The organism is Leptospira fletcheri, assembly GCF_004769195.1.
Lineage (GTDB): Bacteria > Spirochaetota > Leptospiria > Leptospirales > Leptospiraceae > Leptospira_B > Leptospira_B fletcheri.
On sequence record NZ_RQET01000002.1, the window covers coordinates 166985 to 190896 of the forward strand.

Here is a 23912-nt window from a genome sequence, read left to right on the forward strand (position 1 = left end):
GATTCTAATTCCTGAAATATGTTTCGTCCAATTCGGTGGCGATTCCGTTCAAACGTATTTGGAGCCGGTCTAGATATTCGTGCATACCGCTACCGAAAATCTCTTCAATTGACGCGTAATTCATTTCCGATAAGAGAAGTCCGACGCGACGTTCCACTTCGTTCGCATACGAGTCCTTCTCCGTACCGCTCAATATCTTAAGACTGTCGAAAGTCCTATTCAGACAGAATCGGATGGCTCTCGGAAAAAGTTTGTCTAGGATCAGAAATTGAGCGATGTTCTTAGGAGTGATCCTGGTGTAGAATCGGTTGAACATCTCGTGAGCGCTTGCGGACTTGAGAAGAGACAACCATTGCAGCAGATCCAAGGTGGCCCCCGCCTCTTCATGGGAGGGAAGGAGAATGAAATATTTCATATCCAGAATCCGAGTCGTTTTGTCGGCGCGTTCCAGCAATCTTCCTAAAAGTGCGAAGTGCCAGACCTCGTCGTGGGAAATCGTGGCCTCTTGACAACCGTAAAACAGCAGGCATTGGTTGCGGATCGACTTGAAAAACTCGACGATACCGGGCATGTCCGATTCTTCGAATTTTTTCCTCGCTTTGAAATTCAGATAAAACTCGTTGATGACTTCCCACATGGGAGTAGAGATATTCTCCCGGATCGTTCTCGCATTTTCTCTGGCTCTAAGCACACAGTTCACGATGGAGTTCGGATTTTCCGCATCAAGGCTCATGAAATGAATCACGTTTTCCTTGGTTGGATGGGAATATTTCTTCGTAAAAAGCTCGTTATCTCCCGTAGTATAAACCAAGGGCATCCACTGCCGGTTCGCATCCTCGTTCAAATCCAAGGAAAGTTGAAAATTCACATCCAAAAAGCGGGAATAATTCTCCGCCCTTTCCATGTATCTGTTCATCCAATACACGGACTCCGCAACTCGACTCAGCATGGGAAACCTCTCTAGCGTGTTTTTTTACTTCGGTTCCGCTTGCCGGGAATCTTTCCCCCGGTAACTATCTGCCTATTCCTGCCCCATCACCCAAGTATCCTTAGAACCTCCTCCTTGGGAGGAATTCACCACCAAGGATCCTTTCCTCAAAGCGACACGAGTCAGTCCCCCGGGCATAACGTAGATATCTTCTCCGTACAGGATGAAGGGTCGCAAATCCACGTGCCTTCCCTCCAACTTGTCCTCCACAAGAGTGGGAACGCGGGAAAGACTGAGTACGGGTTGGGCGATATAGTTTCTAGGATCCGCATCGATCTTAGCCAAGAATTCCTGTTGCTCCTTTCGACTCGCCGTCGGACCGATGATCATTCCGTATCCGCCGGCGCCGTTCGCGGCTTTTACCACTAGGTTCCCGATATTCTCCCGTACGTAACTCAGATCCTTTTCCCGGGAACAAAGATAAGTGGGAACGTTCGGAATGATCGCATCCTCTCCCAAATAATATTTGATGATTTCCGGAACGAAAGAATAGATCACCTTATCGTCGGCCACTCCGGTTCCGGGAGCGTTGGCCAAAGCTACATTCCCTTTTTTGAAAGCTTCGAAAATTCCGGGAACTCCCAGGAGAGAATCCTTTCGGAATACCTTCGGATCCATAAAGATGTCGTCGATCCTTCGATAGAGTACGTCCACCTGCCGCAAGCCGCGGGTCGTTCGCATGAATAGATAATCATCCTTGACCAGAAGATCGGTTCCTTCCACGAGAGGGACTCCCATCCGAGAGGCCAAAAAGCTATGTTCATAATAGGCGGAGTTATAAATTCCCGGAGTCAACACGGCGATGCTCGGATTCGGTTTTCCGGAGACTCGTTCCAGCATTCCCCTCAATCGGATCGGGTAGTCGTAAATCGGACGGACGGACAAACTTGCAAAAAGTTCCGGGAACGTCTTCTTCATTACTTCACGATTTTCTAATACATAAGAAACTCCGGAAGGACAGCGAAGATTGTCCTCGAGGACGAGCATTCTCCCCTCCCCGTCTCTTACCAGATCGGTGCCGGTGATATGAATCCAGGTTCCTTTCGGAGGAACGATTCCCTTGCACTCCTTCAGATACCCCGTGCTGCTGTGCAGGATCTCGGCCGGAACCACTCCGTCTCGGACGATCTTTTCGTCCCCGTAAACGTCTTGGATGAAAAGATTCAAGGCCCGAATTCTCTGCTTTAAGCCCTCCTCCAATTTCCTCCACTCATGAGCCGTGACGATCCTAGGAATGATGTCGAAAGGCATGATCCTTTCCTCTTCCTCGTCGTCACCGTAGACGTTGAACGTAATCCCCAAAGAAAGGAGTGCTTTTTCCGCGGAAGTCTTGCGGCGAAACAATTCCTTATCGTCCATCCTTTCGATTCTGGACTTCAAGATGTGATAACTTTGGCGAATTCCCCCTTCGGGAGAAAACATCTCATCATAAAAAGAATCGGTTTGGTAATTCGTTAGGAGCATAAACCTCCTCCTTCTCTGCCGAAAGACTGAATCCTCCCTTTCAAGAAACAAGCAGAATTTAAATTATCCGCTTATTTTTTAAACTCAATAAAAATATATGTGCAAATAATAAACATAATAATCTACAAATGAGCAAACTGCAGGAAGTTCAGCCTTTGGACAGAGGGTTTCCGGGTCGAGAGGCACCTCCCCCAACGGGAGGAAGGACCCTAGGATCCAACATCCGGAGAGAGTTTTTTAGAAACGCGAAGAGACGGAAGAGCGGCAAGAATTCAGAAAGTGGGACGGATACCATTCTGCAAATAGGATCGCAAAGGGAAAGTTCCGCAGTCTTGCAGAACCGCGCGACAGATCATGTTTTCTCATTTGTTCTAAAGCCCTAACAAATTTAGCTTTCTTCTTTTGACTTTTTCTGCCGCATTGGTGTGGTAGTTTACTTGCTTCTCCTAAGATACGATCATTCTTCGCGAAACTATTTTTCTATCGGAAGAAGTTGAAAGCGACCGATCCTTCGGCGACGGTCGGAAGAATACCGAAACGGCAAAGAGATGGGAATCACAAAGACTCAGCTATTCAATAAAAGGCAGAATAAAATCGCCTCCTATGCAAAAGCATTAGGACATCCCGCTCGAATCGCGATCTTAGAATCCGTATTAAGGAAAAAAGCCTGTGTCTGCGGAGATTTAGTGGATGAACTCGGACTCGCCCAAGCCACGATTTCCCAACACCTAAAAGCGTTAAAGGAAGTCGGGATTCTCCAAGGAACCGTGGAAGGACCTTCGATCTGCTACTGCATCGATAAGAAAGCGTGGGAAGAAATCGGCGGCTATTTCAATACGCTGCTTTCTCGAATTCCGGAAAACGAAAATTCCTGTTCATAAATTCGCTTGACATTAATCGTAATATTGCGATAAAACGATTAATGGCTTCCGAAACCCTTCCCGAAAAACGATTATCATTTATAGACCGATTCCTCACTCTTTGGATTTTTATCGCCATGGGAATCGGAATGGCCTTGGCTACTTGGTCTCCCGGCTCCGTGGAATGGATCCGACGATCGGAGTTCGGAGGAACGAATGTGCCGATCGCGATCGGTCTGATCTTCATGATGGTCCCTCCTTTAGCGAAAGTAAATTTCCTAAGAATCCCGAAAGCATTCGGTCGAACGGATCTGATTTTTTATTCTCTCGTTTTAAACTGGATTGTCGGACCTCTATTGATGTTCGGCCTAGCATTTCTCTTCTTTCCGGACAATCCGGAATATAGAGTCGGTTTAATTCTGATTGGAATCGCTCGTTGTATCGCAATGGTTCTAGTCTGGAACGATCTCGCGGACGGAGACAGAGAGGTCGCAGCCGGACTTGTCGCTTTAAACAGCATCTTCCAGCTTCTTCTCTACGGAAGTTTGGCCTATTTCTTTGTGAGCGTATTACCTGGAACATTAGGACTTGCAAACTCGTCCATAGAAGTCCGTTACTGGGACATTGCATCTAGCGTGCTGATTTATTTGGGGATTCCGTTCCTATTAGGATGGGGAATCCGGAACGTCAGCATTCGAACGAAAGGAGAGGAATGGACGACGAATCGATTCCTTCCCGCAATCTCTCCGATCGCTCTGATCTTTTTACTCCTGACGATCGTATTCATTTTCAGCCTCAAAGGGGATTCTCTTCTCAACATACCGCTTGATGTGCTGAAAATATCCCTCCCCCTTCTGATCTATTTCATTTTCATGTTTTTCTTCAGTTTCGGTCTCGGGGTTCTGATCAAAGCGGATTATCCGAGAAACATCGCCGTCTCCTTTACCGCTGCCGGAAATAATTTCGAATTAGCGATAGCGGTTGCCATCGGAACGTTCGGACTCGCATCGGGACAAGCCTTCGTCGGAATCGTCGGCCCTTTAGTCGAGATTCCGGTGCTTGTTCTCCTGGTTGAGATCGCAAAGAAGCTTCGAAATAAGTTTTATATGAAGGAAAAAACGATATGAGTTCTCTATATGAATCCATAAAGAACTTTATGGTAAAACGGGAAGCGGAAGAGTCCCTAATACCGAAGGAACGAAGAGAAACACTACTTCGATTTTCGAAGTCCATCAAAGAAATCAGGAACGGGCAGAATTACTCGGAAATGATCTTCGTTTGCACACACAATTCGCGACGCAGTCAAATTGCCCAAATGTTCGCTTTAGCCTGCGCGGAATACCTTGGAATTTCCGGCATAGGATCCTATTCGGGAGGAACGGAAGTCACCGCCTTTCATCCGAACTCCGTCCAAGCTCTCATGGAAATAGGATTTAAAATAGAAAAGGAAAAGAACACCGAAATGAACCCGAGGTATTGGGTTTCTTATAAGGAAAATACCGTACCGATTCTTGCCTTCTCGAAATTATATTCGGATGTCGTAAATCCGAGCAAAAAATTTATCGCAGTAATGGTATGTTCTTCCGCCGACGAAGCCTGTCCTTTTGTTCCCGGAGCCGAAGCCAGAATTAGCCTTCCTTATCCCGATCCTAAATCTTCCGATGACACGCCTCGAGTTTCCGAGGAATATAGAAAGACTTGCGAAACGATCGCGAGAGAGCTTCTTTTTGTGATGAAAAATGTCGCAACGTAAAGGGGAAGCGTTGGTGCCGTCGAATTTGGCCGGAGTGCTGAACGAACATTGTTCCTGTTCCACTTTGGACAGAGAGATTCTCAACAAGAGGAATTTCTCGGAGACAGGAGGCGACCGAATCGAGCATTTTTATTCCGAAACTCCTTCGTTTATCAACGTATCCGAGAAAAAGAGAATCCAAGAGATCCTTCACGCGATTAGAAATGCGGTCGAACTTCCGGAAGTAAAGAATCGGATACTTGCGGATCACGAAGATCAGAATAGAAGCCGGGATATTTCGGGAGGAGTATTTCTAAGTCTGGATTTTCACATCGCCAAAGAAGGTCCGAAACTGATCGAAATCAATACGAATGCGGGCGGCGCTTTTTTGCAGGTCCGACTTCTGGAAGCGCAGATCGAATGTTGCAAGGCGGCGCGCCTTGCATTGCCGAACGCCGAGACGCTGAAAGAAATAGAAGAAAAATTTTACGACTCTTTTATTCGAGAATGGACCGACAACGGCGGCACCGGAACTCCGAACTTTATCGCAATCGTGGACGAGAACCCGTCCGATCAGTTTTTATATCCGGAGTTTCTACTCTTCCGAGATCTATTTAGATCGAAGGGAATTTCCAGCGAAATCCTAGACCCGAGACAAATCGAACGGATCGAAGATGAGCTGTTTTTCGGAAGTAGAAAGATCGATCTAATTTACAATCGTCTGACCGATTTTCATTTGTCAGAACCTTCCCATGCTATGATTCGGCTGGCTTGGACGAAGGGGAAAATTATACTTACCCCGAATCCGATCGATTATGATCTATTTGCCAGAAAGACGAATTTGTCTTTTTTTTCCGATAACGAATTCCTTTTGAGGGCGGGACTGAATCGGAAGGATGCAGAAATCTTAAAAGCTTCCGTGCCCGTATCACAAATCGTAAGTACTGCAAACGCGGAACAACTTTGGAAGAACAGAAAGCGGATATTCTTCAAACCTAAGGAGGGTTTCGGAAGCAAGGCCGCTTATTTTGGAGGGAAATTAACCAAGAATAAATTTTCTGAAATCGTGCAAGGGGAATACATAAGCCAGGAATTCATTCCTCCTTCGAAAAGAATCACGTCCGTCTCCGGACAAGAGATGGATTTGAAAATGGATGTAAGGGCTTATATCTATCGTGACGAAATTCTTCTTTTAGCAAGTCGTTTGTACCAAGGCCAAACGACAAATTTCAGAACACTCGGAGGGGGATTTTCACCCTTATACGTAGTCCCGGACGGATGATGCTAGGATCAACGTCCTTTTTCCATTTCCTTTAGGATCTCGCACTCTCTTGCGGGTCCCTTTCTCAGAGTTTCCGTGGCGCTCCGAGAACCGATGATAAAACCCGGAATGACACTAAAGAGACCGATCACCGGACCACCCACATAGGTTCCGTAAGCAGGATACAACACATGGTAAGCATGAAGTTGTGTTGCTAAGTCGCAACGGTAACGAAAGTACCGAATCGCATCGTCGGAAGCACGCGCTTCCGGATAGAAGGTTCCTAAAATAAAAATCAGCGAATAAGAGAGTGCATACCAAGATCTGTATTTCCGGAGGGAAAAGTCCTTCGCATGACCTCCTTCATGAACTGCCGCTGCGGGGAGATCGGAATAGATGTGAATCGTATTCGTATACGGATTGTAGTGGTCCCCACCGCAGAAGGTATAAATTCCGCAATTGGCAAAGAGACGTTCCGGAACAACCAATTCAACCATCCAAGTCAGCAAGCCGAAAGTCCATTTCAATAACGGATGTACGTTCTTGGATCTCCAAAGCCTCATAAAATCTCCACCGGGAGAATATTGGTTAAAGCGAACCTTCACGTCCTTTAAATTATTGTCTCGGATATATTCCTTCAGGAACCGTTTCGTTTCTTCGGAGATCCGGTGATTGCTCATCCTCTTGTCGCCGATCACGATTTTACTCAAGACCCCGAAGATATTTCCCAAAGAATCTAGAAAATCGACGGGCCTACCTTCCTCGAATTGAGGATCCTCATCCGAAAAATAACTTTCCTCGTTCGGCTCGTACGGCTGTCCCAAGGTATATCTCTTCTCCGCGGAATACAGACAGTTGATTTCAAGAATCGCGACGAGAAGGAATAGGGCCGGAATTTTACTTCTTTTCATTTTCCGATCTCTTGTGCCGGAGCTCGCAACCCGGCGGATAAAATGGGATGGCGTTTCCATCCTTCAAAAAATTCTAATAAAGCGATCCGGCCCAACTGGTTAAGCTGGTCCTCTCGATTTCCGCGAAACCCTAAATAAGGAAGATAAAAGATCCAACCCACTAAAGTTACTGTCGCCAAAACGAACATGCCGTCGGTAACTCCGGAAACGATCCTGTCCTGAAAGTGAAATTTCCAGACCGGTTCCTCTTTTCCGATCGCAAAAACGTCAGCCTCGAAGAGAACGGAAACTTCGTTGGTAAACGGTCTCACGAGCCAACTGTCCCTGGTTTCCAAATCAAAGCGCCTGACGACAACCTTGTAGGCCCCCTTATATTCCTCCGGGTGTTCCGCAAATTCCTTTTTCAAAAGGGAACTGAACGAGCCGTATCCGTTTTCCAAATAATTGGGGGCAAAGACGAGCCAAGTCGGATTCCGTTTCGCAAAACGCCGCGACTGTTCTTCCGGAAATTCGACTTCGATCTCTCCCGGAGAATAAGAGGATCTCAAAAACCCGTCATACAATTCCGTATATTTCTTCCATTGCAAAGGAACTTCGTGCGGATCCTTGTACGTTCTCGGAACATAGACTCTCAAAGAAATACAATTCGTTGCGAAGCAAAGCAGTAAAAAGAAAGAAACGGACCGCAAAACGAGTCGAACGCCTGTCCGAAACTTTCGATCGAAAGGAACGTTACCCGATTCGGTCATTCCCCCCAAACCTCGATGCAATCGAAATAGACCAATCCCATCAGATAACTTTCCGTACTACGATCAACGAGTGCTACCTTGCTGATCCCGCTCTTAAGTAACGTTTCCTTTAAGGAAACTTGTTGTCCGTAATAACCGAAATAGAATAAGGCGGATCCGAACGTGCACGACTCTCCTTTTTTCTGGATTCTTGCGGAAGTAATGGTTTTTCCAGTCGGATCCGTGGACAGGTGGTACTGGTTGCGGGTGTAAATCCAGCCAGGCTCGGGAGAAGAAGTGCAACTACAAACCAAAACGGCAAACAGGAAAAACGGAACCAATTTCATCCCTTATCTCCGACCACAATCGTGCAATAATTCCGGTACAGAATCGTAAGGATCTGCAGGCTGGAGTGATCCACAAGAGCCACTCTCGTAATTCCGTTTCGAAACGCGATCTCTCCCGCCCCGGCGTTTCCGATCGAAATCAAAGTCAGAAAATTATGGATGCACCCTTCCCCTTTCAGCTCTCGTTTGACATTCGGGTCTTCATTGATCGTTCCCGGAAATCCGATTCTGGAATAAAGCAAACCGCTAACCGGACCGGTCGCGCAATTCGGAACGGAAAAAAGAAACGCAAAACAAAGAAAAAGTTTCGCGAACTTCCAAGACTGGGAAAGGCACGTTAACTTGCGATTCATCGAGCCTTCCCTTCCACTCTTACGGAATTCTTTTTTCCCCATGCGATGGTACAAAATGATTGGTACACAAAGCCTCCCAAAACAGCAATTTGGTCGTATTCCACAAAAGCGACCTCCGAGATTCCTCCCTTGCGGACGGAAGAATCAATGCTCGCATCTCCGGAGGCAAAGACTCCGAAAAGGCTGTATGCGCAGGATTCCCCGAACAAAATCGGATCCGCCTGGGAACGATCTCCCGTCCAGGAGCTGGTCTCGAAAAAGAGAATTCCCCCTCTCGTCAAAGACTGCAACGGATTACTTCCGCCTCGGATCGGATGAGTCTCGATTCTGGGAGACCCCGCACTCAATAGATTCCAGCCGGAACAACCCGCAGACAAAAGCGTTGAGAAAAGAATCAGGATTCGGAAAATAAAAAATCCAAGTTTCATTTCATTCTCCCACGATCCTAGTGCAAAAGGAATGATACAGAATCCCCGACAACCAAGTTTCTTGGGAATATTCTACATATGCAATTTTTTGAATCGGTTCTTTTCGGAAAGCTTCTTCCAAGGAAGAGTCCCCCCACCCGACCAGAGAGAAAATACTATGCGAGCAGACTACGGATTCCTTTCTCGTATCTCCTCCGGGAAAAAATCCGCTCGTCTCCCTTTGTTTCCGATAGATCCATTCCCCCCGGAAGACGCTCTGCAAAGGATTCGCATCCCCTTGGAAAGGATGAGTGGAGGAATCCGCACTGACTAACGTGAGAACATTCGTACCCGAGCAGGCGGACAACCAACTGAAAAGCAAAAACAAAACGGAATGCCGGATGAAATTCGAAAAAAAGGATCCGAACATGCTTGGGAAGAATTTCCTACAAAAAAAAAATGTAAAGAAATTTTTAAATGCCTTCCGAAACGAAGTCCCATTTGGACCCTGCAATCTCCAAAATAAAATCCGGACCGAAAGCGAGACTCGGAGTACGAAAACCTTTTCCTCCTTTTCGATTCAGAACTTTCTTTACCGCTGCCAAGGAAGACTCGATCGTAAATTCGTAACCTTCCTTGCATTCCAATAGCAGAATCTCTGTTTTCCCTCCCGGAGACTTTACTCTTCCCCAAACTTTCGCGCGCACGTTATTCCTTGTTTCTTCTCCCGGTCCTGTTATGAGCGAACCTAAGAGAGCCTGCAATACGTTCAGAACCGGCCCGAGTTTCAACAAAAACAAAAACGGCCTCAGAAACTTCATCGCTCGGACTTGTCCCTTGGAAATTTCCGTAAAGACCTGAACGTTCTGGATTCCGGTCGATATGGCCGCCGTAAATACGTCTCCCCAGGGAATTCCGTAGAGCGAATAATTTTTCCCATTCAGAGAAAGTTCGAGCTTCGAGCTCAAATGAGGAACGCCCACCAATTCCCCGTTTCGCCTCATCTTGGATCCGTAAGGAAGCTGGGCTAGGGCGCTTTTTGCGGTTCCGGGAGAAACCTGATTCATCCCGACAAACGCCAACTCCAAACTCTCGGCGGAAGATAGCCTCCTCTTTAAGGCCGCAGCGACGCAATCCGTGGGAACAATATCGAATCCCACACCGGGAAGTAATAAAATTCCCGCTTCTTCCGCAAGTGCATTCATTCCGAACAGAGCTTGAAAGACCGGAATTTCCCCCGTAAGATCCAGATAGTGGACCTTCTCCGCAATGCAAGCCTGAGCCATCGGAACGGATGTGGTCACGAAGGGACCCGCACAATGCAATACCAGGGCGAATGAACGAATGTTCATCCGAACTTCGTTCGGATCTTCCAAATCGAAAATCCTGTATTCCAAACGGAGTTCTTTGGCTAAGGATTCGATTTTAGGCGAGTTGCGCCCCGCCAATACCGGCTTCATTCCCCGGGAAACCGCTCTCCTTGCGATTAGCTCTCCCGTATACCCGTTCGCTCCGTACAAAAGCCAGCCTTGTGTCATAGGCAGTAGATCCTCCGGAAAGATTTCGATTTCGTCAACCGCATATACCCTTGGAACTATTTTTTCGGCCGCTTGTTACGTAAAAAAAAACGAATCGAGCTAAGTGATTCGTTTTGGATTGACCGTTCCAATTTGGATGGATATCCTAGGGTGAGAACTGGAGCTTATGGAAAAAATAAACCTGATAACGATCGCCATCCCTTTCTTCTTTCTGCTCATCGGTTTAGAGCTGGGTTTTTCGTGGTACAAGAAAAGAGAATTGTACCGACTCAACGACTCGATCAACGATCTGAGCGCGGGTGTCTCGAACCAAATCTTTGTAATCCTATTCAAAGCGATCACATTCGCCGCGTATATCTGGGTATACGAAAACTGGAGGATCGTGGATCTTCCTTCGTGGCCCAGCGATCGGGTTTCCTGGATGCCGACCGCCGACTTTTTGGGACTCTCTTCCCAAGCCTGGTCTTGGATTGTGGTACTCGCCATCTGGATCTCCTGCTTTCTGTTATACGACTTCGCTTATTATTGGAATCATAGGCTCAGTCACGAGGTGAACTTCCTTTGGGCGGGGCACGTCGTCCATCACCAAAGCGAAGAATACAATCTTACGGTGGCTCTCAGGCAGGCCAGCTTTCACATGCTTTTCTCCTGGGTATTTTACGTCCCTCTCGCATTGCTGGGATTTTCACCCATCGTATTACTCCTGAACGGTGAATTGAATCTAATCTACCAATTCTGGATCCATACCAAAGCGGTGGATAAACTTCCTTCCTGGTTCGAAGCCGTCTTTAACACCCCGTCCCATCACAGGGTCCACCACGGAATCAATCCGAAATACATAGACAAGAATCACGGTGGAACCTTGATCGTATTCGACAAATGGTTCGGTACTTTCCAAAAAGAGGAAGAGATCCCTGTGTATGGAACGGTAAAACCCCTACGCAGCTTCAATCCGATTTGGGCCAACCTCCATTATTGGTGGGAAATGCTGGAAATTTCCTGGAAGGCCCCGCGTTGGTCGGACAAGATCCGGATCTTTTTCGCCATGCCGGGCTGGAGACCCGCCGAGCTGGGAGGTCAATTCCCTATCCCGGAAGTGAATTCTAGTACATTCAAAAAATATGATGTATCACTCCCCGGTGGACTGACGGCATATTCGCTTGTATGGTTTGCGGCCACCGTGATCGGAACCTTTGCCATGCTGGTAAAAATCGCCTCTATTCCGGTAAACGTGCAGTACACGATCTTTTTCCTGGGCCTCGTTTCCCTATTGACGATCGGCGGAATCCTGGACCTGAAACGATGGACCCTATTTGCCGAACCCCTCAGATTGGCGGCATTGGTCGCAACAGCTTTCATTTTCGGATTCGACCAGGCAGGATTGGCCGTCGTCATAGGCTCTTGCGGATTTTCTCTCGTCTGGCTTTTGTACTACAGGCAATATTTTTCCTCCTGGAAAGACATCGATCCGGCAAAAGAAATCCGAGGCCGAACGGCTTAATCGGAAGCTTCAGAATTTTCCCGTCTTTCCTGCGGATTCGATTTTCCGATCGCAGGAAGACGGAACAATTTTTTTCTTCTCATTTCCGCCCGATCCAGGTTCATTCTTCTTAAAGAATGGAAAATTCGATCCTTCATATTTTCTTAAAAAACCCCGTGCTAGGGAAGGTAAAAACCAGGCTGGCTCGTGACATCGGCGATGCGGCAGCCCTCGAAGTGTATCTAGACTTGGTGGAAACGACCCGATCCGTCGTAAAAAAAATCCCCGTTGCAAAAACGCTTTGGTTCGATACCTTTCTACCGGAAAAAAAGGATCTAGGGGATTGGGGTTCCGGCGAAGTGTCCCTCCGCATCCAGGAAGGACAGGATCTCGGGGAGAAAATGAGAAATTCCTTTTTGGATTCCTTTAAAAGAGGATGTACTTCCTCCGTTCTGATCGGAAGCGATTGCCCCGAATTGCAGGAAGTCCATCTTCGGGAAGCCTTCCGTTTGCTCGAAGAGGACGAAGTCGTTTTCGGTCCCGCTCTGGACGGAGGCTACTATTTGATCGGTCTGAAGGAGGATTTCCCGGATCTTTTTCGAGAGATCCCTTGGAGCAGCGAAAGTGTTTTTGCCGAAAGCAGGAAAAGAACGGAGTCCGCCGGAAAGAGAATCGGTCTCCTTGAGGCCCTCTCCGATTTAGACGATTTAAAGGACCTGAAAGAAGCCCAAGCGAAAGGATTGAAAATTTGGAGAACGAATTCCTAAGAAAGAAGAAAATCTCGGTCATCGTTCCTGTCTGGAACGAAGAAAAATATCTTCCTGTGCTTTTGGAAGCATTGGACGCTTCTCTCAAATCGGATCCGAATTTGGAAGTTCTCGTCGTGGACGGAGGCAGCACGGATCGGACCGGAGAAATCGCCGCAAATCACGGAGTAAAACTTCTCAAGTCCGAAATCAGGAGCCGCTCCGTCCAATGCAATACGGGTGCGATCGCCGCAACGGGAGATATTTTACTTTTCCTGCATGCGGATTGCATGCCTCCTTTCGACTTTCCGGATCAGATCAGAAAGAATACCGACCGCAAAATCAGATCCGGTTGCTTTCGGATCCGTTACGAATCGGGAAATCTGTGGCTACGTTGGAATGCGAAGTACAAGGATTGGGATTGGAGTCTTCTTCGTTTCGGAGACCAGGGACTTTTTATGGATGCCTCCTTGTTTCGAGAATGCGGAGGATACAAAAAAGAATGGAAGGTCATGGAAGATGCTGAGATCGTTCGAAGAATCCGCAGGTTGGCTTCCTTCAAAATTCTGGACTCGAGTATAACCGTTTCCCCTCGCAAATTTTACGAAATCGGAACGATGAGATTGCAATTCTCTTACTTGGTCTGCTCTCTCTTATTTTTGGCGGGAATGAGACCCCAGTGTTTGGAAAAAGCGTATCGAATTCTTGTCGGCTCCGAAAAGAAATCCTCCCGCTTTCATTAGAAAATCCGGATTTGAATCCGATCGAAAGGCCCTGGTCCGCGAGCTATTTTCCGTTGACTTGGATCTTCCGTACGGTTTACTGTACGAAACGTCCGATCCGCTCGGAATCGCGCGAATTCTCGGACGGAAAAAAACCCTCGGATTCCTTTCCGATATCAGGTATCGCGTGAAACAGATTCGTATCCTTCTTGTCACTTTCCTTCTACTCGGTAACGTTTCCGTTTTTTCGGAAGAAGCTCCTCAGACTCCTTCTGCGGAAACGCCGACCGCTTCTCCGGAAGAACAATCCTTATCGACGGTGAAAAAATTGGTCGGCTTCATCCGTTTTAAGAAAAACGACAAGGCATTAGCCCTCATCCACGTCGGCCGTTTTTCCGAACTGCTAGTCGGAAACCACAAAATCACTCCGGCAGAAAGGAAGGACTTCGAAGAAGCCGTAGGAGAATACATCTCAAACAAGGCCTTTCCGATCGCCGTTCAGTATTTCGACAAGATCGATATCACGTATGAAAAACCGATCCTAAAGGATAAGAAAATCCGGATCGGATCCTCCATTTTATACAAAGGCTCCGATCAGATCGCTTTCGCATGGATCCTATCCGAGATAGACGGAAGTTGGTACATTACGGATTTTGAAACGGAAGGAAAGTTGGCCACGGATATCAATCGTACTAAAAACATAGAACCTTCCCTGAAAAAAAACGGAGTCAAAGAAACGATCCTCTTAGTTCGTAAAGCGGCAAAAAGCTGATGAGAAAATTCCTTTCTCGAACAACGGACGCGGTTCTGACCCGTCCCGTCACCGCATCGATCTGCCTACTTGCTCTTCTGGGACTATCCGCCTATTATACGACGCGTCTTTCCATAAACAGCAACAACCTGGAACTGCTTCCGCAAAACAATCCTTCCGTAATCATCACGAGAAAAGTCATAGAGATGGTCGGAGGAAGCGGATTTTATACGGTTGTTCTGAAATTCAAAGACGAGAAGGGAATGACGGACCATCTCGCAAAAGCTTTCCGCGCTAAACGGGACGGAAATCAGGAACTCCAAAAGAAAGAGCTGAATCTCGCCGAGTCGGTCAAACAAAAGAATCTTTCCTATTATAAGGAGAAGGAAAGGATTCTCAAACAGGCCTCCGAAACTTTGGCGAAATCCTTCTTGGCGGACAAGGAATTCGTCCGTTTCGTCTCTTATCGTTATAATGTTTCTTTTCTACAGGATAGGCTTCCCCTATTCCTCAAAACGGAAGATCTCGCGGAAATACGCAAACGCGTCAAACGGAAGATCGACGAGGAAGTGGAACGAGCGAATCCTTTCTTCATCAAACTTACCGACGAGGAATACAACCCGGACTTCACGGATATCGTATCCAAATACCAGAAGCTAGCCAAGCGGGATATATTCGACGAATATAATATATCTCCCGACAAAGGAATGCTTCTCCTTTTGATCAAACCTACCGGTTCTTTCGTGGACATAGATTTCGACAAGCGTCTGGACAAAAGAATCCAGTCGATCGTCGCCGATTCCGGCCTGGAAAAGGAAGGTATTTACGCCGGATACACCGGAACCTACAAGCTGAACCAGGACGACTACGAAACCCTGATCGGCGCCTTAAAACCGATCGGAATCGCTTCGTTTGTGGGGATTACTCTCCTATTGCTTCTCTTTTTCCGGAACCCTTTGTTCATAGCGATGCTCCTCTTTTCCCTTTTTTCCGGACTCCTGATCACGTTCGGAATCACCGGATTTTTCATCGGGGAATTGAACAGCATCACCAGCATTATCGGATCCATCCTGATGGGACTCGGCATCGATTACGGAATCCAATTCCTCTACCGATTCCGGGAGGAATTCACCAAGAAACAGGATTTAGTCCGTTCCATTAAGGACACCATTTACCACACAGGAGTCGCCTCGTTAAGCTCCGCATTAACGACTACTTCGGCCTTCGTCGTACTTTCCTTTTCCGATTTCAGAGGCTTTAGCGAATTCGGAATCATCGCCACCTACGGAACCCTGGTCATCGCGGTCACCATGTACGCCGCCACCGCAGTTCAGATCACCCTGCTTTTAAAATGGTTCCCCGGACTCTCTCGAGTGTTTTTGTTAAACGAAGCGCAACAGACTCCTTCCGGGATCCTGAGAAAATTCTATTCCAGACCGGGACTACTCGCCGCTACGGTTCTGGTTTTCGTACTGGTTTTAGGGGCATTCGCGCCCAAGGTGGAATTCGACGTGAACGGCCGGAACCTGCTCGTCGAAAATCAGGAATCCGTCAACCTGTACGACGAGATTTCGGACAGATTCGATATCTCATCCGACCCCCAAGCGATCGTAGTGAATACTCTGGAGGAATCGGAAGCAGTATTCGATTATATGAATCCGGTTCCGGAAAAAATATCCGGTTCCGTCGACCAGGTGGTTTCGCTCTGGAACTTCGTTCCTCCTTACGGACAACAGGGCGCCAATCGTAAAATCCTGGACCAGATCCAAAAGGACATGAAGCCGGTAAAGTCTGCCTTCTTGAAACCGGAGCAGAGAAAATACCTTCCCAAAGCCAAGGTTTTCCTTTCCGTCAAGCCGTATGGATACCGGGAAGTCCCGGATTATTTCTCGACGCAATTTACGGAAATTCCCACCTCCAAGGAAAAAGGGCACCTTGTCTTCCTGTATCCGAAAGTCGCCTTATGGCACGGAGGAAAGCTCCTGGAGTTCTTTGCCGCAGTCGGCCAATTGGAAGTACCGAAAATTTCCCGCAGGAACCTGAATACGATCCTGTATTCCACTGGAATCGCGGGAAAAGGATTCATCGATCCGGCCAAGGAGAAATATTCCAGAGCGGAAGAAAAGAAGCTTCTTTCCGCTTTGAACTCCTATTCTAAGGAGAAACTTCTCTCTCTCAAAATTCTACCCGGCACGGTGGACACCATTTTGGAACACCGTCCTTACAAAAGCGTATCCGAAGTAAGGTCCCTTACGTTCAAGACGAGTACGGCGGGGAGCTTGATGTTATTCGCGAACCTGATCCTGATCGTGCAAAAGGAAGGGTTTGCCGCCTTCTTTATCACTCTCTTCCTCGTGGTCGTAGTATTAATTCTTTTTTATAGAGCCTTCTTACCTGCGGTACTTTCGTTGATTCCCTTACTTCTCGGAATTCTTATAACCGTAGGCTTCATGACCTTGATAGGATTGAAGTTGAACTTCATGAACGTCTTGGTATTTCCCGTGGTGATCGGATACGGAATCCAGAACGGAATCTATATCTATTACCGTTATCGGGAAGACCACGATATCGTGAGGGCGATGGCAATGGTCGGTCCCGCAGTCATCGCTTCCACCCTCACCACCCTGGTCGGATGGAGTGCGCTCCTGTTAGCGGACCAACGCGGTTTGCATTCCATCGGAAAAGTGGCGACGATCGGGATCGGCGCCTGCTTGCTGATCGCCTTAACCCTATTGCCCGCAATTCTGGAACTCGCATATCGCTCCCGTAAATCCGAAGAATCGGAAACGGTTCCTCTGGGACTCGAATCTGAGGAAGAAGAACCTACCTTGCCAATTCCCGTCGAACCGGCGCCTCGTGGAGAAATACCCGCGGTTTCCAAAGCCAAAGCCAAGAAAAAATCCGCGAGCAAAACTCCAAAAAAGAAAAGCCGATGAACCTATACCGAAAACGAATCCTTTCTCTAGTATTTCTTTTACTCCTAGCGGTTTCCAACTGCACGGTGAGTTACGTGAAAGAGTCTCCCGATCTTACGAAATCTCTGGCTCGATTCAAACGGTTGGTGGTCGTGATGGATCCCAAGTCCACGTTGGGTTCGGCGGAATCCAAAATGGCGAAAGCGATGTCGGAGCAATATCTAGCCCACCACCGGGAATTCATCGTTTATCCCAATCCTAAAAATTCGGGGGAAACCTGTACGGAAATCCCAGGAAAGGCCCAAGGAATTTTTCTACTCAAGATGAGCGAGGAAATCTCCGGTTCTAAAATCAAACTCTCCGCTCTAGGACAGTTGAAAAGTTGCCCCGGCAATTCCGTATTGTGGGAAGCCTTAGCCTCCTCCTCTTATTCCACGACCGGAGAAGAAGAGCAGTCTTTACGAAAGACTTATATTCAGAAATTCGGCGAGTCCGTCGGTCCCAAGGCGGCTCCCTATTATCATTTGCTCAGAGCCCTATTCGACGAAATTACCGGCCCGGTATTAAACGAAGCGGAACAGGACGAAAAGATCGAGATAGAATCCCAAACCTGAATTCGAATAGTGTTCGGTATGAATCCGAAAACTTCTTCTTGACCTGAATCACTTCTGCGTTCGTATAAACTCTCCGGGAAATGACCCGGAGAAGGAGTTCTACAGCAATGATCTTGGTTTCTAAAGTAATTACGGGACTTTTTTGGTTTCTTTGGTTTTCCGTACTCTTCCAAGCGATCCGAATTTTTCCTCAACTCGACGGCTGGATCGTGCTTGCAGGTTGGGTGATTTTAGGTCTACACGTTTTGGAAACCGGAATCTACTCGATTCGCGCCCCGCAAAGAGGAGGATTCCGATTGAACGATGCGGTTCAAGTTTTGTTGTTCGGAGTTTTCCATCTGATTCCCGTAAGTTTTTCCGACAAGAAAGAATAACGGAACGGAAGTCGCGCACGAAAACGCCGGAGTGAATCATCTTTCGGATTCATCCGGCCGATTCAAAACGTAACCGATCTCGGGAGACAAGGGCATCTTACTCTTTACGAAGACTCCGCTCCCGCGAGCAGCCTCCTTGCCTCTCGAATCGTATAATACGGATTCGGCGATGATCTGGTTTCCTAGATTCTGTAGAACTTTCCCCCGCGCAGTCATAAATCCGTCTTTGATCGCCCGAGTTAGCTGGAGTTGGAATGTAAGCGTAAGCACAAAGACTTCCGTCACGATCGAATTCGCCGCAAAAAAAGCCGCATCATCCAGTGCCTTAAAATAAACGGATCCATGAACGGACCGCGCCGCATGAAAGAAATCCTCTCGAACCGGAATTTCCACTTCCGCCTCCATCCGGGAGATCCTGATTGTGGGTTTGAAAAAACCGTTAATCGGCGCTTTTCCATGATACATATTTTCCAGTTTGCGGTAGTGCTCGTCCCAGATCGTGTCGCTCATAAATCTCCCTATTTTAACGTCGCGAATTTTTCGCGAATCAACTTACGTACATGTAACGCAAGTTCCTTGTTTTTCAACGAATGCGTAGCCCAATTATAACTCACTACGAGCGCGATCACTTGATCGGCAAATTCGGCTCCGCTAGACTTGGAGCCCTTCCGTTCCTCGCTCAATTCGGCCGCCATAAATCTCCGGAAAAGATTGAAGAGTCTCCGGATCTCACCGTTCACGGTTTCTCCTAGGGAATCCCCTTCCATGGAAACCCGTCCGAAAAAACAACCTCCGGGAAAGACTTTCCCGTCCACATACTGGATCCAAGACTCGCAAAATGCCCGAGCTCTCGCCGTTCCGGACGGCTTTTTTCTAGCGGGTTGAATGACGTGCTCGCTAAAAACACCCATTGCATATCGGATCGTTTCGATTTGCAGCGCCTCTTTTGAACCGAAAGGACCGTGCAGGCCTGCCTTACTCATGCCGATCGACTTCGCCAGTTTGCCTATCGTAAGATCGTTGAGTCCGTGCAAGGAGGCATAGTCCGCCGCAGCTGCCAGGATCTTTTTTCGGGAATCGGCGATTTCCATCTTTTTTTCAAGATTGCATCCGCCAAAAAAGAACCACAAGAAAAAAACCGTACGAACGTTCGGAAGATATGCATTTTTAGATTTACGAACGAACGTTCGTACTCTATACTTTCAAAGACTATGGAACCTAAATATTATTTTCTTTTGGCTTCGACTATGGGAGCGATCGCTTCTACATTACTTGTCAAGGATGTCCTTTTGCCGAGAGGTAAAGGAAACTTTACGAAAACCCTACAAGGTTTACTGCTCGTGCATGTCTTCCGTTTTGTAGGAATGTCCATGTACATACCGAATGTGGTAGGTCCGGAAATGCCCCAGGCTTTCGTTTTCCCCGCCGTATGGGGGGATTTTGTCGCCGCCTTGTTGGCATTATCCTCTTATCTTCTACTTTCGCGCGGTTCGAGGCTGGCGATACCGGCGGTTTGGATCTTTAATATCGAAGGCTTCGTCGACCTACTCTATGCTGCCGTCCAGGCCTTAACTCTACATATAGCCGCTCATGTCGGGTTGATGTTCGTTATTTTCACCGCGTATGCGCCTTTGCTGGTGGTGATTCATATTACGGTATTCCGTTTACTCTTGCGCAAACGGGATACCGGTAAGACCGAATAAGAAATACGAGTACTCAGAAACGGGTCGCTCTACGGATGTCGACCCGTCACTGAACCTTAGGCAATGCCCCGAGGATTTCTCCGTATTCTCTCGCCATATTCCGGACGATTTCACCCGCGGGAAGCACGGAGTCGATCTGGGCCACTCCTTGACCTGCAGACCAGATGTCCTTCCATCTCTTGAATTCCTGGTCTATACTCATGGAACGGTTCGCATGAAAATCGTCTCCCGCCTTTTCCACCGACCGCTTCAACCAATTGGCGGGGATTCCCGAGATCTTTTCTGTATAAACGATCTCCTCCGGAGGAGAGTCCACGATCATTTGCTTGTATTCCTCGGAAGCGGCGGCTTCTTGAGAGGCGATCAAACGGGTTCCGATATAGACCGCATCCGCACCTAGGGAAAGTGCAGCCGCCATTTGCTGGCCGCCACTGATCGCCCCGGCGGCAAGAACGGGAAGACCGACTTCCTTTTTCAGGTACGGAATCAGACTAAAAGGAGAAATCGCTCCTGCATGACCTCCCGCTCCCTGCGCTACGGCCACCAATGCATCGGCTCCCGACTTGGCTACGATGTTCGCGTGTTTCAGAGTCGTCACGTCGCAGAACACTTTCGTACCTACAGACTTAGCTTCCCCCACGATGCTTCTCGGGCTTCCCAAGCTCGTAATGATCAATTCCACTTTGAACTCCAGCAAAAGTTCGAAATGTTTGGCCCAATTCGGATTGTGGTCCTTATGAAGAATCAAGTTAACACCGATAGGTTTTTTAGTTCTAGAACGGATTTCTTCCAATCCCCTTCTTAACTCTTCTATCGTCCTGTAATTTTGGGAAGGGAAAGTTCCCATTCCTCCCGCTTCCGAAACGGCTACGACCAAATCGGGATAAGAGACCAAAAACATGGGTGCTCCGATGATCGGCAAGTCGATCCGAAGCATATCTGTGATGGGAGTACGTATTTTCATAGAAGAGATGCTTTCCATGCCGTGCTGCTGAATCCATCTTTTTTTTCTCGCAGTCCGGAAATCGAATGTTACTCTGGGTTCGATATGATCGTAACCGTCTCTTCCTATAAAATCCTTCCCGAAAAAATCGACGAGTTCCGGGAAATCAGCACGGAACTGGCAGCAGAATCTCTGAAAGAAATCGGAGTGCACAGATTCGACTTTCTGCAAAACGACGGAGATGACGGTAGATTTTTATTGATCGAAGCTTACGAAAACGAATCTGCTCGGAAGGCCCATTTAGAAACCCCCCACTTTCTGAATTGGAGACGTGCCGTACCGGAAATGTTTTCCCAAGGAACCACCACGGTCCCGTACAAACCCGTCTTCCCTCCTGCTGCGGATTGGAAGAAATCGTAAATACGTTCGATCCTAGCCGATTTTTTTTCGTACACTTCTCCGGTCGCCAAGGGGCCTTACTAGAATAAGTTCGGACCGAGGAAAACTTCCGAAATCGCAAAACTGTAACTATATATGTTACGTTTTTTCTCTCATTTCGAACTTTCCTAGGTCCAAGAATTAGTATGGTTCAGTTCGCAAATTCCGACATTTACAACAAAAACGATCCGGCGCTCTCCCGCAAATCCTCCCCCATACCGGCCGGGGATTCCCGCTCCGTCGGAGACGAATCGGAACTTTTGGATGCATATTCCAATTCCGTAATCAAGGCGGTGGATCGAGTGGGTCCCGCAGTGGTGCATTTGCAAGTGGAATCTTCCTCCGGAGGACAGGCTGGAAGCGGCTCCGGATTCCTACTGACTCCGGACGGATTCATCGCAACCAATAGTCACGTCATTCACGGAGCATCCAAAATCCGGGTCCGACTTTCCGACGGATCCTCTACGGAAGCGGAACTCGTAGGGGACGATCCCTTTACGGATGTCGCCGTACTCAGGATCCGAGGAAACGGATACGGTCATGCTGGATTCGCCGATTCAGGAAAATTGAAAGTGGGACAACTCGTCATCGCCATCGGCAATCCGTACGGGTTCGAATCCACAGTGACCGCAGGTGTGGTCAGCGCCCTAGGAAGAACTCTCCGCTCTCGAACGGGAAGGCTCATCGATAACGTCATCCAGACGGATGCGGCTTTGAATCCCGGAAATTCCGGAGGCCCCTTGGTCGATTCCTTAGGAAGAATCGTGGGTATCAATACTGCAATCATCCTCCCGGCTCAAGGGATCTGCTTTGCGGTGGGTTCCAGCACGGCGGAATACGTGATCACCAGATTGATCACCCACGGAAGCGTAAAGAGAGGATATCTAGGAATCGGAGGGCAGAACCAAACGGTTCCCTCCGCAATTCGAAGTCTGAATCGCCTACGTCAGGAAAGCGGAGTCCTAGTGCAGAGCGTGGAACCCGGTTCCCCGGCGGATCGCTCCGGCATTCGGAACGGAGATCTCGTTATCTATTTATCGGATCGGGAAATTCTAGGAGTGGATGATCTCCATAAGGTCTTGGACGAATCCAGCATAGGTAGAAAACTAACCGTCCGATTGATACGCGACAGTTCTCTGAGAACCTTTTTTGTGGAACCCAGAGAACTAAAATAGGTTTTTTTAAAGTTCCGGAACGTCCATGAGGAGAAGTTCTGAATCTTCCAGGGCCTTCACTTCCAATACGTCGTCTAGAGAAAAACCTGCCCCGTCTCGAGGGAGGAGTTCCACTCCGTTGATCTGCACTTTTCCGCCGATCAGGAATGCGTACACCCCGCCCTTTTGATTCTTACGTTGGTATTCCAACCGGACTCCTGCGTCCAAATTTCCCAGGGAAAACCAAGCGTTTTGGTGGATCCAGAGCGATTCCGAATTCTGATCGGGAGAAACCACGACTTGAAAACGGTTTTTCCTCTCTTCGACGGAATACGTTTTTTGGGCGTATCTAGGAGAAACGGATCTTTTTTCCGGAATCACCCAAATCTGAAGCAAGCTCAAGGGCTCGGAGGCGGAATGATTGAATTCAGAATGCAATATCCCGGTTCCCGCAGACATGACTTGTACTTCTCCGGCACGGATCACTCCATTCGTTCCGATACTGTCCTTGTGTTCCACCGCGCCTTCCAGCGGAATGGTGATGATCTCCATATCCTGGTGAGGATGCATCGGAAATCCCGTACCTCCAGCGATCGTATCATCGTTTAACACACGTAAGGCTCCGAAATGGATCCTGGATTCGTCCGTATAAGAACCGAAGCTGAACGTGTGCTTGGATTTCAGCCAGCCGTAATCAACCTTTCCCCTAGTTTCCGACTTATGCAACACTGCTTCCATGAAATCCTCCTTTTCCCGTTTTTTTCCGGGATAGTATTTAGACGAATTCTAAAATAGATGGTTCAATAATAAAGTATTAGAGTGCAAAAAAATCAAACCTATTCCCTTACCGGAGTCCCCAGGATAACAATGCAGCGAATGTAGATAAGAGGAGGAAGAAAAAAATATTTCGTAAACACTTCTCCGTTCGCCAAGGACTCCGTACCGGGAGGAGACTTTGCGATCGCATTGTCGTACGCGGTTTGCAGATCCGGTTCGAAGGTGCCGAAATAGATCGGGAAAAACCATCCCACGCAATCCTCTCCCTCCACCCTAGATTCCGATAAGGATTGCTTTTCCAGTACCGGACGAAACCGATCGATCTGAAAAAAGAGTTTTTCCGGACCGGCACAGCTTAGACAGAAAAGAAAAGGAACGAAAAAAAAGGGGAAAATGATCGGACGTTTTCTCATCTCGAGATCTCCAATCCGTACCGGACCCTAAGGCAGTGATTTCCGAAACCCAAATCGGTCTTAAAGATCTCCAGATCCCTTACGTTGGTCGCGTTCGGGCTCTTCTTTCGAATCCTTTCCAATATGGCTTCTAGATTTTCCTTACAATCCGATTCCTCTTGTTTGTACAGACCGCTCCTCACCTCGGGAGGAACTTCCTTCATTCTTATATTATCGAAATAAAATAAGGTAGAGGTATAACAATCTCCCAGGAATAAAAATAGGATGAAAGCGAAACCCCTTCCCCACATACG

Annotated in this window: 29 protein-coding genes; 14 read left to right on the forward strand and 15 right to left on the reverse strand. The window is 47.8% G+C overall.

The genetic code is table 11. The features are described 5' to 3' along the window. Positions 1-4: 4 nt before the first annotated feature. Positions 5-949, reverse strand: coding sequence for an alpha-E domain-containing protein (locus EHO60_RS02785; protein ID WP_135766654.1), 945 nt, complete (start codon positions 947-949; stop codon positions 5-7). 72 nt (positions 950-1021) lie between these two features. Further along, on the reverse strand, positions 1022-2452 hold the full coding sequence (locus EHO60_RS02790) for a circularly permuted type 2 ATP-grasp protein (protein WP_135766655.1): 1431 nt from the start codon (positions 2450-2452) through the stop codon (positions 1022-1024). Between the two features lie 548 nt (positions 2453-3000). Here EHO60_RS02790 and EHO60_RS02795 point away from each other — a divergent pair. From EHO60_RS02795 to EHO60_RS02810, 4 genes are read left to right on the forward strand one after another with little or no spacing between them, the layout of a single operon-like run. Next, on the forward strand, positions 3001-3333 hold the full coding sequence (locus EHO60_RS02795; RefSeq protein ID WP_135766656.1) for an ArsR/SmtB family transcription factor: 333 nt from the start codon (positions 3001-3003) through the stop codon (positions 3331-3333). Positions 3334-3374: 41 nt separating this feature from the next. Beyond that, a complete protein-coding gene (gene arsB / locus EHO60_RS02800; RefSeq protein ID WP_135766657.1) occupies positions 3375-4439 on the forward strand; it encodes an ACR3 family arsenite efflux transporter in 1065 nt (354 codons plus the stop codon). Further along, on the forward strand, positions 4436-5065 hold the full coding sequence (locus EHO60_RS02805) for a low molecular weight phosphatase family protein (protein ID WP_135766658.1): 630 nt from the start codon (positions 4436-4438) through the stop codon (positions 5063-5065). The genes arsB and EHO60_RS02805 overlap by 4 nt, the downstream gene beginning before the upstream one ends. Then, positions 5052-6326, forward strand: a complete 1275-nt coding sequence (locus EHO60_RS02810; RefSeq protein WP_246028105.1) for a circularly permuted ATPgrasp domain protein — start codon at positions 5052-5054, stop codon at positions 6324-6326. The genes EHO60_RS02805 and EHO60_RS02810 overlap by 14 nt, the downstream gene beginning before the upstream one ends. A gap of 8 nt (positions 6327-6334) precedes the next feature. Here EHO60_RS02810 and EHO60_RS02815 read toward each other — a convergent pair whose 3' ends face one another. From EHO60_RS02815 to EHO60_RS02845, 7 genes are read right to left on the reverse strand one after another with little or no spacing between them, the layout of a single operon-like run. Beyond that, complete coding sequence (locus EHO60_RS02815) at positions 6335-7216, reverse strand: hypothetical protein (protein ID WP_135766659.1); 882 nt, start codon at positions 7214-7216, stop codon at positions 6335-6337. Beyond that, positions 7213-7965, reverse strand: coding sequence for a hypothetical protein (locus EHO60_RS02820; RefSeq protein ID WP_135766660.1), 753 nt, complete (start codon positions 7963-7965; stop codon positions 7213-7215). The genes EHO60_RS02815 and EHO60_RS02820 overlap by 4 nt, the downstream gene beginning before the upstream one ends. Then, complete coding sequence (locus tag EHO60_RS02825) at positions 7962-8291, reverse strand: TRL domain-containing protein (protein WP_135766661.1); 330 nt, start codon at positions 8289-8291, stop codon at positions 7962-7964. Before EHO60_RS02825 ends, EHO60_RS02820 begins: the two co-directional genes overlap by 4 nt. Next, a complete protein-coding gene (locus EHO60_RS02830; RefSeq protein ID WP_135766662.1) occupies positions 8288-8644 on the reverse strand; it encodes a TRL-like family protein in 357 nt (118 codons plus the stop codon). Before EHO60_RS02830 ends, EHO60_RS02825 begins: the two co-directional genes overlap by 4 nt. Then, positions 8641-9072, reverse strand: a complete 432-nt coding sequence (gene lsa14, locus EHO60_RS02835) for an adhesin Lsa14 (protein WP_246028106.1) — start codon at positions 9070-9072, stop codon at positions 8641-8643. The genes EHO60_RS02830 and lsa14 (EHO60_RS02835) overlap by 4 nt, the downstream gene beginning before the upstream one ends. A gap of 1 nt (position 9073) precedes the next feature. Further along, positions 9074-9481, reverse strand: a complete 408-nt coding sequence (gene lsa14, locus EHO60_RS02840; RefSeq protein ID WP_135766663.1) for an adhesin Lsa14 — start codon at positions 9479-9481, stop codon at positions 9074-9076. Positions 9482-9524: 43 nt separating this feature from the next. Next, entirely contained in the window at positions 9525-10589 is a 1065-nt protein-coding gene (locus tag EHO60_RS02845) for a saccharopine dehydrogenase family protein (protein WP_135766664.1), read from the reverse strand. A gap of 166 nt (positions 10590-10755) precedes the next feature. On the opposite strand from EHO60_RS02845, the gene EHO60_RS02850 reads away from it, so the two are divergent. The 7 genes from EHO60_RS02850 to EHO60_RS02880 all read left to right on the forward strand — a co-directional run bounded on the left by EHO60_RS02850 (position 10756) and on the right by EHO60_RS02880 (position 18191). Beyond that, the gene (locus tag EHO60_RS02850; RefSeq protein ID WP_135766665.1) at positions 10756-12090 is read left to right on the forward strand and encodes a sterol desaturase family protein; all 1335 of its coding nucleotides are present in this window, start codon (positions 10756-10758) and stop codon (positions 12088-12090) included. A gap of 116 nt (positions 12091-12206) precedes the next feature. Continuing rightward, a complete protein-coding gene (locus EHO60_RS02855; protein WP_135766666.1) occupies positions 12207-12836 on the forward strand; it encodes a TIGR04282 family arsenosugar biosynthesis glycosyltransferase in 630 nt (209 codons plus the stop codon). Next, positions 12818-13558, forward strand: a complete 741-nt coding sequence (locus EHO60_RS02860; protein ID WP_135766667.1) for a TIGR04283 family arsenosugar biosynthesis glycosyltransferase — start codon at positions 12818-12820, stop codon at positions 13556-13558. The genes EHO60_RS02855 and EHO60_RS02860 overlap by 19 nt, the downstream gene beginning before the upstream one ends. Before the next feature lie 166 nt (positions 13559-13724). Then, on the forward strand, positions 13725-14309 hold the full coding sequence (locus EHO60_RS02865) for an ABC transporter substrate-binding protein (RefSeq protein ID WP_135766668.1): 585 nt from the start codon (positions 13725-13727) through the stop codon (positions 14307-14309). Continuing rightward, a complete protein-coding gene (locus EHO60_RS02870; protein WP_135766669.1) occupies positions 14309-17224 on the forward strand; it encodes an efflux RND transporter permease subunit in 2916 nt (971 codons plus the stop codon). The genes EHO60_RS02865 and EHO60_RS02870 overlap by 1 nt, the downstream gene beginning before the upstream one ends. Next, positions 17221-17817 carry an MXAN_6521/LA_1396 family lipoprotein gene (locus EHO60_RS02875; protein ID WP_135766670.1) on the forward strand — a complete coding sequence of 199 codons (597 nt, stop codon included), beginning with the start codon at positions 17221-17223 and terminating at the stop codon, positions 17815-17817. Before EHO60_RS02870 ends, EHO60_RS02875 begins: the two co-directional genes overlap by 4 nt. Before the next feature lie 107 nt (positions 17818-17924). Next, positions 17925-18191, forward strand: a complete 267-nt coding sequence (locus EHO60_RS02880; RefSeq protein WP_246028107.1) for a hypothetical protein — start codon at positions 17925-17927, stop codon at positions 18189-18191. Positions 18192-18227: 36 nt separating this feature from the next. Here the strand turns inward: EHO60_RS02880 and EHO60_RS02885 are convergent, their stop codons facing one another. Together EHO60_RS02885 and EHO60_RS02890 are read right to left on the reverse strand one after the other, a co-directional pair. Continuing rightward, on the reverse strand, positions 18228-18701 hold the full coding sequence (locus EHO60_RS02885; protein WP_135766672.1) for a PaaI family thioesterase: 474 nt from the start codon (positions 18699-18701) through the stop codon (positions 18228-18230). A gap of 8 nt (positions 18702-18709) precedes the next feature. Further along, positions 18710-19282: a TetR/AcrR family transcriptional regulator gene (locus EHO60_RS02890; protein WP_135766673.1), complete on the reverse strand. Its 573-nt coding sequence runs from the start codon at positions 19280-19282 to the stop codon at positions 18710-18712. Between the two features lie 120 nt (positions 19283-19402). Between EHO60_RS02890 and EHO60_RS02895 the strand changes: the two genes are divergently transcribed. Then, positions 19403-19894 carry a hypothetical protein gene (locus tag EHO60_RS02895; protein WP_135766674.1) on the forward strand — a complete coding sequence of 164 codons (492 nt, stop codon included), beginning with the start codon at positions 19403-19405 and terminating at the stop codon, positions 19892-19894. A 46-nt stretch (positions 19895-19940) separates the two neighbouring features. Here the strand turns inward: EHO60_RS02895 and EHO60_RS02900 are convergent, their stop codons facing one another. Continuing rightward, positions 19941-20858, reverse strand: a complete 918-nt coding sequence (locus EHO60_RS02900) for an NAD(P)H-dependent flavin oxidoreductase (protein WP_246028108.1) — start codon at positions 20856-20858, stop codon at positions 19941-19943. A gap of 84 nt (positions 20859-20942) precedes the next feature. Here EHO60_RS02900 and EHO60_RS02905 point away from each other — a divergent pair, with 84 nt between their 5' ends. Together EHO60_RS02905 and EHO60_RS02910 are read left to right on the forward strand one after the other, a co-directional pair. After that, positions 20943-21257 carry a putative quinol monooxygenase gene (locus EHO60_RS02905; RefSeq protein WP_135766676.1) on the forward strand — a complete coding sequence of 105 codons (315 nt, stop codon included), beginning with the start codon at positions 20943-20945 and terminating at the stop codon, positions 21255-21257. Between the two features lie 164 nt (positions 21258-21421). Continuing rightward, complete coding sequence (locus EHO60_RS02910) at positions 21422-22450, forward strand: S1C family serine protease (protein ID WP_135766677.1); 1029 nt, start codon at positions 21422-21424, stop codon at positions 22448-22450. A gap of 6 nt (positions 22451-22456) precedes the next feature. Here EHO60_RS02910 and EHO60_RS02915 read toward each other — a convergent pair whose 3' ends face one another. The 3 genes from EHO60_RS02915 to EHO60_RS02925 form a co-directional block, all read right to left on the reverse strand. After that, on the reverse strand, positions 22457-23167 hold the full coding sequence (locus EHO60_RS02915; RefSeq protein WP_135766678.1) for a pirin family protein: 711 nt from the start codon (positions 23165-23167) through the stop codon (positions 22457-22459). Positions 23168-23265: 98 nt separating this feature from the next. Next, positions 23266-23619: a hypothetical protein gene (locus tag EHO60_RS02920; RefSeq protein WP_135766679.1), complete on the reverse strand. Its 354-nt coding sequence runs from the start codon at positions 23617-23619 to the stop codon at positions 23266-23268. Then, the gene (locus tag EHO60_RS02925; protein ID WP_135766680.1) at positions 23616-23909 is read right to left on the reverse strand and encodes a hypothetical protein; all 294 of its coding nucleotides are present in this window, start codon (positions 23907-23909) and stop codon (positions 23616-23618) included. The genes EHO60_RS02920 and EHO60_RS02925 overlap by 4 nt, the downstream gene beginning before the upstream one ends. Positions 23910-23912: the final 3 nt, after the last annotated feature.

What these genes read in the sequence shown, in the direction of transcription:
- EHO60_RS02785 (WP_135766654.1), bottom strand. Translation starts at nt 949, where the DNA reads ATGCTGAGTCGAGTTGCGGAGTCCGTGTATTGGATGAACAGATACATG.
- EHO60_RS02790 (WP_135766655.1), bottom strand. Translation starts at nt 2,452, where the DNA reads ATGCTCCTAACGAATTACCAAACCGATTCTTTTTATGATGAGATGTTT.
- EHO60_RS02795 (WP_135766656.1), top strand. Translation starts at nt 3,001, where the DNA reads ATGGGAATCACAAAGACTCAGCTATTCAATAAAAGGCAGAATAAAATC.
- arsB (WP_135766657.1), top strand. Translation starts at nt 3,375, where the DNA reads ATGGCTTCCGAAACCCTTCCCGAAAAACGATTATCATTTATAGACCGA.
- EHO60_RS02805 (WP_135766658.1), top strand. Translation starts at nt 4,436, where the DNA reads ATGAGTTCTCTATATGAATCCATAAAGAACTTTATGGTAAAACGGGAA.
- EHO60_RS02810 (WP_246028105.1), top strand. Translation starts at nt 5,052, where the DNA reads ATGTCGCAACGTAAAGGGGAAGCGTTGGTGCCGTCGAATTTGGCCGGA.
- EHO60_RS02815 (WP_135766659.1), bottom strand. Translation starts at nt 7,216, where the DNA reads ATGAAAAGAAGTAAAATTCCGGCCCTATTCCTTCTCGTCGCGATTCTT.
- EHO60_RS02820 (WP_135766660.1), bottom strand. Translation starts at nt 7,965, where the DNA reads ATGACCGAATCGGGTAACGTTCCTTTCGATCGAAAGTTTCGGACAGGC.
- EHO60_RS02825 (WP_135766661.1), bottom strand. Translation starts at nt 8,291, where the DNA reads ATGAAATTGGTTCCGTTTTTCCTGTTTGCCGTTTTGGTTTGTAGTTGC.
- EHO60_RS02830 (WP_135766662.1), bottom strand. Translation starts at nt 8,644, where the DNA reads ATGAATCGCAAGTTAACGTGCCTTTCCCAGTCTTGGAAGTTCGCGAAA.
- lsa14 (WP_246028106.1), bottom strand. Translation starts at nt 9,072, where the DNA reads ATGAAACTTGGATTTTTTATTTTCCGAATCCTGATTCTTTTCTCAACG.
- lsa14 (WP_135766663.1), bottom strand. Translation starts at nt 9,481, where the DNA reads ATGTTCGGATCCTTTTTTTCGAATTTCATCCGGCATTCCGTTTTGTTT.
- EHO60_RS02845 (WP_135766664.1), bottom strand. Translation starts at nt 10,589, where the DNA reads ATGACACAAGGCTGGCTTTTGTACGGAGCGAACGGGTATACGGGAGAG.
- EHO60_RS02850 (WP_135766665.1), top strand. Translation starts at nt 10,756, where the DNA reads ATGGAAAAAATAAACCTGATAACGATCGCCATCCCTTTCTTCTTTCTG.
- EHO60_RS02855 (WP_135766666.1), top strand. Translation starts at nt 12,207, where the DNA reads ATGGAAAATTCGATCCTTCATATTTTCTTAAAAAACCCCGTGCTAGGG.
- EHO60_RS02870 (WP_135766669.1), top strand. Translation starts at nt 14,309, where the DNA reads ATGAGAAAATTCCTTTCTCGAACAACGGACGCGGTTCTGACCCGTCCC.
- EHO60_RS02875 (WP_135766670.1), top strand. Translation starts at nt 17,221, where the DNA reads ATGAACCTATACCGAAAACGAATCCTTTCTCTAGTATTTCTTTTACTC.
- EHO60_RS02880 (WP_246028107.1), top strand. Translation starts at nt 17,925, where the DNA reads ATGATCTTGGTTTCTAAAGTAATTACGGGACTTTTTTGGTTTCTTTGG.
- EHO60_RS02885 (WP_135766672.1), bottom strand. Translation starts at nt 18,701, where the DNA reads ATGAGCGACACGATCTGGGACGAGCACTACCGCAAACTGGAAAATATG.
- EHO60_RS02890 (WP_135766673.1), bottom strand. Translation starts at nt 19,282, where the DNA reads ATGGAAATCGCCGATTCCCGAAAAAAGATCCTGGCAGCTGCGGCGGAC.
- EHO60_RS02895 (WP_135766674.1), top strand. Translation starts at nt 19,403, where the DNA reads ATGGAACCTAAATATTATTTTCTTTTGGCTTCGACTATGGGAGCGATC.
- EHO60_RS02900 (WP_246028108.1), bottom strand. Translation starts at nt 20,858, where the DNA reads ATGAAAATACGTACTCCCATCACAGATATGCTTCGGATCGACTTGCCG.
- EHO60_RS02905 (WP_135766676.1), top strand. Translation starts at nt 20,943, where the DNA reads ATGATCGTAACCGTCTCTTCCTATAAAATCCTTCCCGAAAAAATCGAC.
- EHO60_RS02910 (WP_135766677.1), top strand. Translation starts at nt 21,422, where the DNA reads ATGGTTCAGTTCGCAAATTCCGACATTTACAACAAAAACGATCCGGCG.
- EHO60_RS02915 (WP_135766678.1), bottom strand. Translation starts at nt 23,167, where the DNA reads ATGGAAGCAGTGTTGCATAAGTCGGAAACTAGGGGAAAGGTTGATTAC.
- EHO60_RS02920 (WP_135766679.1), bottom strand. Translation starts at nt 23,619, where the DNA reads ATGAGAAAACGTCCGATCATTTTCCCCTTTTTTTTCGTTCCTTTTCTT.
- EHO60_RS02925 (WP_135766680.1), bottom strand. Translation starts at nt 23,909, where the DNA reads ATGTGGGGAAGGGGTTTCGCTTTCATCCTATTTTTATTCCTGGGAGAT.